Source organism: Streptomyces sp. WELS2 (genome assembly GCF_013870595.1).
Classification (GTDB): domain Bacteria; phylum Actinomycetota; class Actinomycetes; order Streptomycetales; family Streptomycetaceae; genus Streptomyces.
On record NZ_JACBWZ010000255.1, the window covers coordinates 1 to 7760 of the forward strand.

Sequence of the window (7760 nt, forward strand, 5' to 3'; positions counted from 1 at the left end):
GCCGACGCGAGCAGGGCGGCGGGTCTCCCCGTAATCCTCATGCCGGGGATGCTTCCCCGCGGACCGCCGCCGGACTCCCCTCGGCCGTGGAGCCGCCGCCGGGTGACGCGGGATGGCCTAGGGGGTACGCGTCCTACGGGGCGCACGCGTCGTACACGTCGCACCGCGGAGGCGGCCATGACACGCGAGTCGGAATCGGGTCTGCCCATCGAGCCGGTCTACGGCCCGGCCGACCTGGCCGGCTGGGACCCGGAGCGCGAACTGGGCGAACCGGGCGCGTACCCGTTCACCCGGGGCGTGTACCCCACCATGTACACCGGCCGCCCCTGGACCATGCGCCAGTACGCCGGTTTCGGCACGGCGGCCGAGTCCAACGCCCGCTACCGCCGGCTGATCGCCCACGGCACCACCGGCCTGTCCGTGGCCTTCGACCTGCCCACCCAGATGGGCCACGACTCCGACGCCCCCCTGGCGCACGGCGAGGTCGGCAGGGTGGGCGTGGCCGTCGACTCGGTGGAGGACATGCGGGCGCTGTTCGACGGCATCCCGCTGGACCGGGTCTCCACCTCCATGACGATCAACGCCCCGGCGGCCCTGCTGCTGCTGCTGTACCAGCTGGTCGCCGAGGAGCAGGGCGTCGGCGCGGACCGGCTCGCCGGCACGATCCAGAACGACGTGCTCAAGGAGTACATCGCGCGCGGCACGTACATCTTCCCGCCCAAGCCGTCCCTGCGGCTGACGGCGGACATCTTCCGCTACTGCACCGCACGGACCCCGAGGTGGAACACGATCTCCATCTCCGGCTACCACATGGCCGAGGCGGGCGCGTCCCCCGCGCAGGAGGTCGCCTTCACCCTCGCCGACGGCATCGAGTACGTCCGTACGGCGATCGCGGCCGGCCTGGACGTGGACGACTTCGCGCCCCGCCTGTCCTTCTTCTTCGTGGCCCGTACGACGCTGCTGGAGGAGGTCGCCAAGTTCCGCGCGGCGCGCCGGATCTGGGCGCGGGTGATGCGTCACGAGTTCGGCGCGCGCGACCCCAGGTCGTGGATGCTGCGCTTCCACACCCAGACGGCCGGGGTGCAGCTGACGGCCCAGCAGCCGGAGGTGAACCTGGTCCGGGTCGCCGTGCAGGCCCTGGCGGCCGTCCTCGGCGGCACCCAGTCCCTGCACACCAACTCCTTCGACGAGGCGATCGCGCTGCCCACGGAGAAGAGCGCGCGGCTGGCGCTGCGCACCCAGCAGGTGCTGGCCCACGAGACGGACGTACCGGCGACGGTGGACCCGTTCGCCGGCTCCTACGCGGTCGAGCGGATGACGGACGGTCTGGAGGAGGCCGTGCTGGACCTGATGCGGAGGGTCGAGGAGATGGGCGGGGCGGTCGCGGCGATCGAGCGGGGCTTCCAGAAGGCCGAGATCGAGCGGAACGCGTACCGGATCGCGCGGGAGACCGAGTCCGGTGACCGGGTGGTCGTCGGCGTCAACCGGTTCCGGCTCGAAGAGGAGGAGCCGTACGCGCCCCTGCGGGTGGACCCGGCGATCGAGGCCCGGCAGTGCGAGCGCCTGGCCCGGCTGCGGGCCGGCCGGGACCGGCGGGCGGTGGCGGCGGCACTGGACGCGCTGCGCACGGCCGCCGAGGGGGAGGACAACGTGCTGTACCCGATGAAGGAGGCGCTGCGGGCCCGGGCGACGGTGGGCGAGGTGTGCGGGGCCCTGCGGGAGGTCTGGGGGAGTCACGTCCCGTCGGACACGTTCTGAGCGCGCGGTGCGCCGGGGCCGGCCGGGCAGCCCGCGTACCGCTCCTCGGAACGCACGGTCCGTTGTCGTACCCGCGTGCGACACTCCCTCCATGTTCGGCGTCATCGACCTCCCCACGTACCTCGCGGGCCTGATCCTGATCGTGCTGCTGCCCGGCCCCAACTCCCTCTACGTCCTGTCCGTCGCCGCCCGCCGCGGCGTACGGGCGGGGTACACCGCGGCGGCGGGCGTGTGGTGCGGGGACACCGTGCTGATGACCCTGTCCGCAGCCGGGGTGGCCTCCCTGCTCCAGGCCAACGCCGTGCTGTTCGCCGTCGTGAAGTACGCCGGCGCCGGATATCTGACCTGGCTGGCGATCGGCATGCTGCGGGCGGCCCGGCGGATGTGGCGGACCCGCCGGGAACCGGCCGCCGAGGAGACGGCGCCCGCGAAGGCCGCCGACGAGCGCCCCTTCCGCCGCGCCTTCGTCGTCAGCCTCTTCAACCCCAAGGCGATCCTGTTCTTCGTCGCCTTCTTCGTGCAGTTCGTCGACCCGGACTACGCCTACCCGGCCCTCTCCTTCGTCGTCCTCGGCACCTTCGCCCAGGTGGCGAGCTGCCTCTACCTCAGCGCCCTCATATTCGGCGGTACCCGACTCGCCGCCGCCTTCCGCCGCCGTCGGCGCCTGTCGGCGACGGCCACGTCGGCGGCGGGCGCCCTGTTCCTGGGCTTCGCGGTGAAGCTGTCACTGGCGAGCGCGTGACGCCACGGCCGGACGGTCAGGCGCGTGAAGAACCCGGTGTCCGCGGGCTTTTCAGGGCCTTCCTCAGTCGGGGGCCGAATGGTTCCTCCACGAAGCGGTGGATCAGCCAGGCCAGGGCCAGCATGACGGCGACCGTCGTCACGAGGACCGGCCACGGGGGCAGGGCCAGGGTGTGCCGCAGGACGCGGATGACGAACCAGCCCAGGTGCTCGTGGACCAGATAGAACGGGTACGTCAGGGCGCCCGCCGTGACCAGCCAGGGCCACTCGGCCCGGCGGGTCCAGCCGAGGGCGACCGCGGCCACGGCGGCGAAGGCGAGGGTGACGAGCAGGAGGACGACGTAGGGGCTGCGCACCCCGCCGGCGCCCTCGTGCCACAGGCCGCGGGTGGCCGTGTACTGGCCGAGCAGCCAGGACGTGGCCACGATCCCCCACGGCAACAGGCCGCCGCCGAAGCGGTGGACGAGGTACAGGGCGAGGCCGCCGATGAAGAACGGGGCGTACTCGGGCATGACCAACCGGTCGAGGAACTCGTTGCCGGCACTCCGGCAGAGGACGGCCGCCAGGGTCCATCCGGCGCAGAACAGCACCACCCGGCGGTAGGTGACCCCGCGCGCGACGACCAGCAGGGCGAACAGCGCGTAGAAGCGGACCTCCACCCAGAGCGTCCAGCACACCCCCAGCACCCGGGGCGCGCCCATCGGCTGCTGGAGCATCGTCAGGTTGACCAGGAACTCGTCCGGCCGTACGGCGTGGACGACGGCCGGCAGGGCGAGGGAGGCGGCGGTGACCAGGACCAGGGCCACCCAGTAGGCGGGGTAGAGGCGGGCGACCCGGGAGCGGAAGAAGTCACCGAGCGTGCGGCCCCAGCCGCTCATGCAGATCACGAAACCGCTGATGACGAAGAAGAACTGCACGCCCAGACAGCCGTAGACGGCCACCTGGGACAGCGTCGGGAACAGCCGGGACGGCTCCTGGTGCCAGGACTGGGCGACCGTGCCGCCGCGTCCGGCGTAGTGGTAGAGGCAGACCATCAGCGCGGCGAGCAGCCGCAGCCCGTCCAGGGCCGGCAGCCGGCTTCGGCGTCGGCCGGGGGCCGGGCCGGCAGCGGGGGAGCGGGGGGTGGTTCTCTCCGGGGCGGGGGCGGGAGGGGAGACGGTGGGCGATGAAGCAGACATGGTGTCCGGCGCCTACCCGACCATGCGCTGATCACATGGGAATTGTTGTGAACATCCCCGGAGTGAGCGACCGCCCCACCGTCACCTGGACGAAAGACGAACGTAAGGAAGCGGGCCCGCCCGCCGGCCCGCCACGGACGGGACGGGCGGTCAGCGGCGCACGGACCTGCGCAGACTGCGCGCCTTGCGGGCCACACGGCGGACCGTGGCGTTGCGGGGGATGAACGCCATCTGGACGGGCAGCCCGCCCGGCAGCGCCAGCGCGGTCAGCCGCCGGCGCTTGAAGTAGCGGAGTATCCCGTCGTTCAGGTGCGCGGTGAGGTACGCCTCGGTCTCCTCGCGCAGTCCCGGCAGGATCTTCGGCTGCATCGCGAAGCCGACCGCACGCACCAGCCCGCCCAGTTCCGCCACGTCCATCCCCCCGCGCCGCCCGGTGACCGCGGCGTGGTCGGCCAGGTCGGGCAGCAGCGCGTCGACGATGGTGACGGGGACCCGGTTGCTGTTCTCGAACGGGGTCAGCCGCTCCAGCAGCAGTTCCGTGCCGACCCGCGCGACGGGCAGGCCGTACAGCGCGGAGGCGGTCAGCAGAGCGGTGGAGAAGCAGCCGACGACCAGCGCGGGACGCATCCGCTGGTACAGCACCTCGGCCAGGACCGGTGTGCCGAGGACGGTCAGTTCGACACCGAGCTTCTCCGCCTCCCGCTCCAGGGAGCGGGTGAAGCGGGCCGGGGCGGAGGGGTGCGGCTTGAACACCACCCGCCGGTGGCCGAGCCCGGCCGCGCCCCGCACCATCCGCGCGTGCAGGTCCTCCTCCTCCTCGGGGGTGAGGATGTCCAGCGCGGACAGGTACTGACCGAGCACCAGCGCGGGCTCCTCCACCCGCGGCAGGTCGTCACCGCAGGAGGCCAGTCCCGACAGCGTCTTGAGGACGGCGGGCGTCGGCACGGTCTCCGCGGGCACGCCGAACTCGGTGAGCAGCACCGGCTTCAGGCCCGGCACCAGATCGAGATGGAGCACGCGCTCCACCCGGGTGCCGACCAGCGGATCGATCTTGTTCCGGGTGGGGCCGTAGCTCATCAGACCGTCGGCGTAGACCGTGACCGGGGCGCCGGTGAAGATCTGCGCGAGCGCGAGCGACGGGTTGACCTGGATCGACTCGACGGCCAACTGCACGTCGTCGTCGCCGAGCCGCCACTCGTGCCGCAGGAAGCGCTCCCACAGGGGCATGTCGTCCACACGGGGGGACCAGCCGCCCGGGTGGAAGGGGAAGATGGTCTCGTTGTACGAGATCACGTCGTCGAAGCGGTCGCGCAGCTGCTCGAATCCGGGCGCCTGGTCCAGGGCGGGCGTCGTCTCGGGCGTGGCCGCGTTGTTGCACACCAGCAGGATCCGCCGGTCGGCGCGGTCGAAGCAGCCGGAGTCCAGGGCGGCGGCGAGCGTGGCGGTGCCGTACAGCGTCGACGCCTGGAAGATCTGGGTGGTCACGCGGCGGCTCCAGCGGCGACGGGACGGCGGCGCAGCCGGCGCAGTTTGGTGGCGCGCTGGAGGTCCATGGAGTCCAGCGCCTCGTCCAGCACGGCCTGCGGCATGCGCCGCAGCGCGGCGGCACTCATGGATGTCAGTTTCTTCGCCACCGCGGGCTCGAACCTCTCGATGGATCCCAGGTGATGGGAGATGATCGCGCAGTAGGTGCGCACGGCCTTCGGCAGCAGGGCGGCGGCGTCCTTGTCCGCCGCGGTCTCCGCGATCACCTGGTCGAACGCGCGGATGAAGTCGAGCTGCCGGACATCGCCGATCTGGGTGAGGGACGAGGCGACCCCGCGCCGGTAGAACACGCCGAGCAGGTTGACCACGGCGAAGGACTCCGCCTCGCGGTGCAGCCGCCAGATCCACGGCCGGTCCTCGGCCGTGCGCAGCCCGTCGGTGAAGTGCAGCAGGCCCCGGTCCAGCAGCCGGCGGTGGTAGATGCCCGCCCAGGCGAAGGCGTAGTCGACGGAGGTCGAGCGGTCGGCGGGCAGGATCACCTGCCGCGGGTCCAGCACCACATTGCGCCGGCCGACCGGCACCCGGTGCACACTGCGCGCCCGCGCGGTGCACTGCACATGGTCGGTGCGCAGGAAATCGCAGCCCAGGTCCTCGATGGCGGTCAGCAGCCGCTCGTAGTAGCCGGGGGCGAGCCAGTCGTCGCCGTCCAGGAACGTCACGTACTCGCCGCGCGCACGGTCTATGCCGGTGTTGCGGGCGGTGGCGAGTCCCCCGTTCCGCTCGTGCCGGACCAGGACGGCCCCGGGTAGTTCCCGTTCCGCGTGCGAAAGAATGTCCGGTGTCCCGTCGCGCGAGCAGTCGTCGACGAGAATGAATTCGAAGTCGTCGCGCGAGTTGGCACCGAGGCTCCTCAGTGTGTCCGGCGCGTATTGCTGCACGTTGTAGAACGGCACGATGACGGAGAGCTTGACCACGTCAGGGACGTTAGGGTGCGGCCCGTCATTCGTCTTGACGACTTCCTTGATACGAGGTGAACGAAGCGTGGCGAAGTCGTTAACCAGGCTTTTTTCGGGGGCGATAACGTCCTGATTCGCTTTCAGGTGATGTGCTGTTAACCGTTTGTTGTATTCCGGTTGGGCGGTTCCTCTCCCACGCTTCCTAGCGTCTTCGACGTGCCAGCAAGTGCTACGAAGTCCCTGCGGGTCGCCGTCCTGGCGGACTCCGACACCCGGTGGAAGTGGGGCGCGCTCACCGCGCGCCGGATCACTCCGCCGGCTGCCGAGGTCCGGCTCGACGGCTACCTCCTGCGCGGACGCGCCACCCCGACCGCCCGCCAGCTGGATGAGGTCGGCGTCCGCGCGGACTCCCTGCGCGAGGTCACCGGCGTCGAGTTCCTGCGCGAGATGGGCGAGGCGGCGCCCGACGTCCTCGTCCTCGCCCTGGTCGGCGGCGGCGTCCAGGCGATGCTGCACGGGCTGCGCGCCGCCTGGGGCTCCGGGAAGCGGCCCGTGGTCGTCACCGGCTACGTCGGCGTCGTCTACGAGAAGCTCGCCGACGGACTGCTGCTGCGGCACGGCGCCGACCTCGTCCTCGCCAACTCCCGCCACGACGCGGACCGGTTCCGGGCCGTGTACGAGGGCGTGGGCGCCGACGCCTCCTCCGTCACCGAGGTCGCGCTGCCCTTCCTCGGCGGGGCGCCGTACACCGGTGAACACGACCCGTACACCGTGGTGTTCGCCGCCCAGCCGTCCGTGCCGGACAACCGCCGCGACCGCACCTACCTGCTGGACCGCCTCATCGAGCACGCCCGCCGCCACCCCGAGCGCGAAGTGCTGCTCAAGCTGCGCTCCAAGCCCGGCGAACACACCACCCACATCGAGGAACTGCCGTACCAGAAGCTGGCCCAGGGCAAGGACCTGCCCGCCAACCTCCGCCTGGTCTACGGCCACATGGGGGAAGTCCTCGACCGTACCGACCTGCTGGTCACGGTCAGCTCCACGGCCGCCCTGGAGGCCCTGCACCGCCGCATCCCCACCGCCGTCCTCACCGACCTCGGGGTGCGCGAGGTGCTCGGCAACCACCACTTCACCGGCTCCGGCTGCCTCGCCTCCTGGGAGCAGCTGGACGCCGGGCACCGGCCGGTGCCGGACGAGGAGTGGGTGGCCCGGCAGGGCGTCGCGGCCGGGGGTACCCCCTCCGGGGGAGGCTCCTACGCCACCGCCTTCGACGCGGCCCGCGAACGCGTCGCCAAGCTGCTCGACCGGCCCGGCGGACTGCCGCCCCTCGCCCCCTACTACACCCCCGAGACCGCGCCCGGCTATCTGCCCGGCATCCTCGCCCGTCACCACCTCGGCCCCGACGGCGTCCCGCTGCCCGGCGCGCCCGCCGCCGACAAGTCGCCCGGCCCCGTCCGGCAGATCGTGCGCCGCGCCGCCCGCGGCGCCTACCGGCACGGCGTCCAGCGGGTCGCCCCCGTGATCCGGCGGATGGGCGAGCTGTGACCCCATCGCAAGGAGTAGAGCCCATGTTCCACTCGGAAGCGGACCCGGGCGCCTCGGTCCGCCGGGTGCTCGCCGTCATCCCCGCGCGCGGCGGCTC

At 72.1% G+C, this 7760-nt stretch carries 6 protein-coding genes; 3 read left to right on the forward strand and 3 right to left on the reverse strand.

Translation table 11 applies throughout. From position 1 onward, the window contains the following. Window positions 1–177: 177 nt before the first annotated feature. Together H5J33_RS16750 and leuE are read left to right on the forward strand one after the other, a co-directional pair. Complete coding sequence (locus H5J33_RS16750) at window positions 178–1758, forward strand: methylmalonyl-CoA mutase (protein WP_181795710.1); 1581 nt, start codon at window positions 178–180, stop codon at window positions 1756–1758. A 91-nt stretch (window positions 1759–1849) separates the two neighbouring features. Beyond that, window positions 1850–2500 (forward strand): leucine efflux protein LeuE, encoded by a 651-nt coding sequence (leuE, locus tag H5J33_RS16755; protein WP_181795711.1) that lies wholly within the window; start codon window positions 1850–1852, stop codon window positions 2498–2500. 16 nt (window positions 2501–2516) lie between these two features. Here leuE and H5J33_RS16760 read toward each other — a convergent pair whose 3' ends face one another. The 3 genes from H5J33_RS16760 to H5J33_RS16770 form a co-directional block, all read right to left on the reverse strand. Further along, window positions 2517–3677 (reverse strand): acyltransferase, encoded by a 1161-nt coding sequence (locus H5J33_RS16760; RefSeq protein ID WP_181795712.1) that lies wholly within the window; start codon window positions 3675–3677, stop codon window positions 2517–2519. A 150-nt stretch (window positions 3678–3827) separates the two neighbouring features. Beyond that, on the reverse strand, window positions 3828–5162 hold the full coding sequence (locus tag H5J33_RS16765) for a polysialyltransferase family glycosyltransferase (RefSeq protein WP_181795713.1): 1335 nt from the start codon (window positions 5160–5162) through the stop codon (window positions 3828–3830). Continuing rightward, window positions 5159–6136 (reverse strand): glycosyltransferase family 2 protein, encoded by a 978-nt coding sequence (locus H5J33_RS16770; protein WP_181795714.1) that lies wholly within the window; start codon window positions 6134–6136, stop codon window positions 5159–5161. Before H5J33_RS16770 ends, H5J33_RS16765 begins: the two co-directional genes overlap by 4 nt. A 198-nt stretch (window positions 6137–6334) precedes the next feature. Between H5J33_RS16770 and H5J33_RS16775 the strand changes: the two genes are divergently transcribed. Next, window positions 6335–7663 carry a DUF6716 putative glycosyltransferase gene (locus H5J33_RS16775; protein WP_181795715.1) on the forward strand — a complete coding sequence of 443 codons (1329 nt, stop codon included), beginning with the start codon at window positions 6335–6337 and terminating at the stop codon, window positions 7661–7663. Window positions 7664–7760: the final 97 nt, after the last annotated feature.

What these genes read in the sequence shown, in the direction of transcription:
- H5J33_RS16750 (WP_181795710.1), top strand. Translation starts at nt 178, where the DNA reads ATGACACGCGAGTCGGAATCGGGTCTGCCCATCGAGCCGGTCTACGGC.
- leuE (WP_181795711.1), top strand. Translation starts at nt 1,850, where the DNA reads ATGTTCGGCGTCATCGACCTCCCCACGTACCTCGCGGGCCTGATCCTG.
- H5J33_RS16760 (WP_181795712.1), bottom strand. Translation starts at nt 3,677, where the DNA reads ATGTCTGCTTCATCGCCCACCGTCTCCCCTCCCGCCCCCGCCCCGGAG.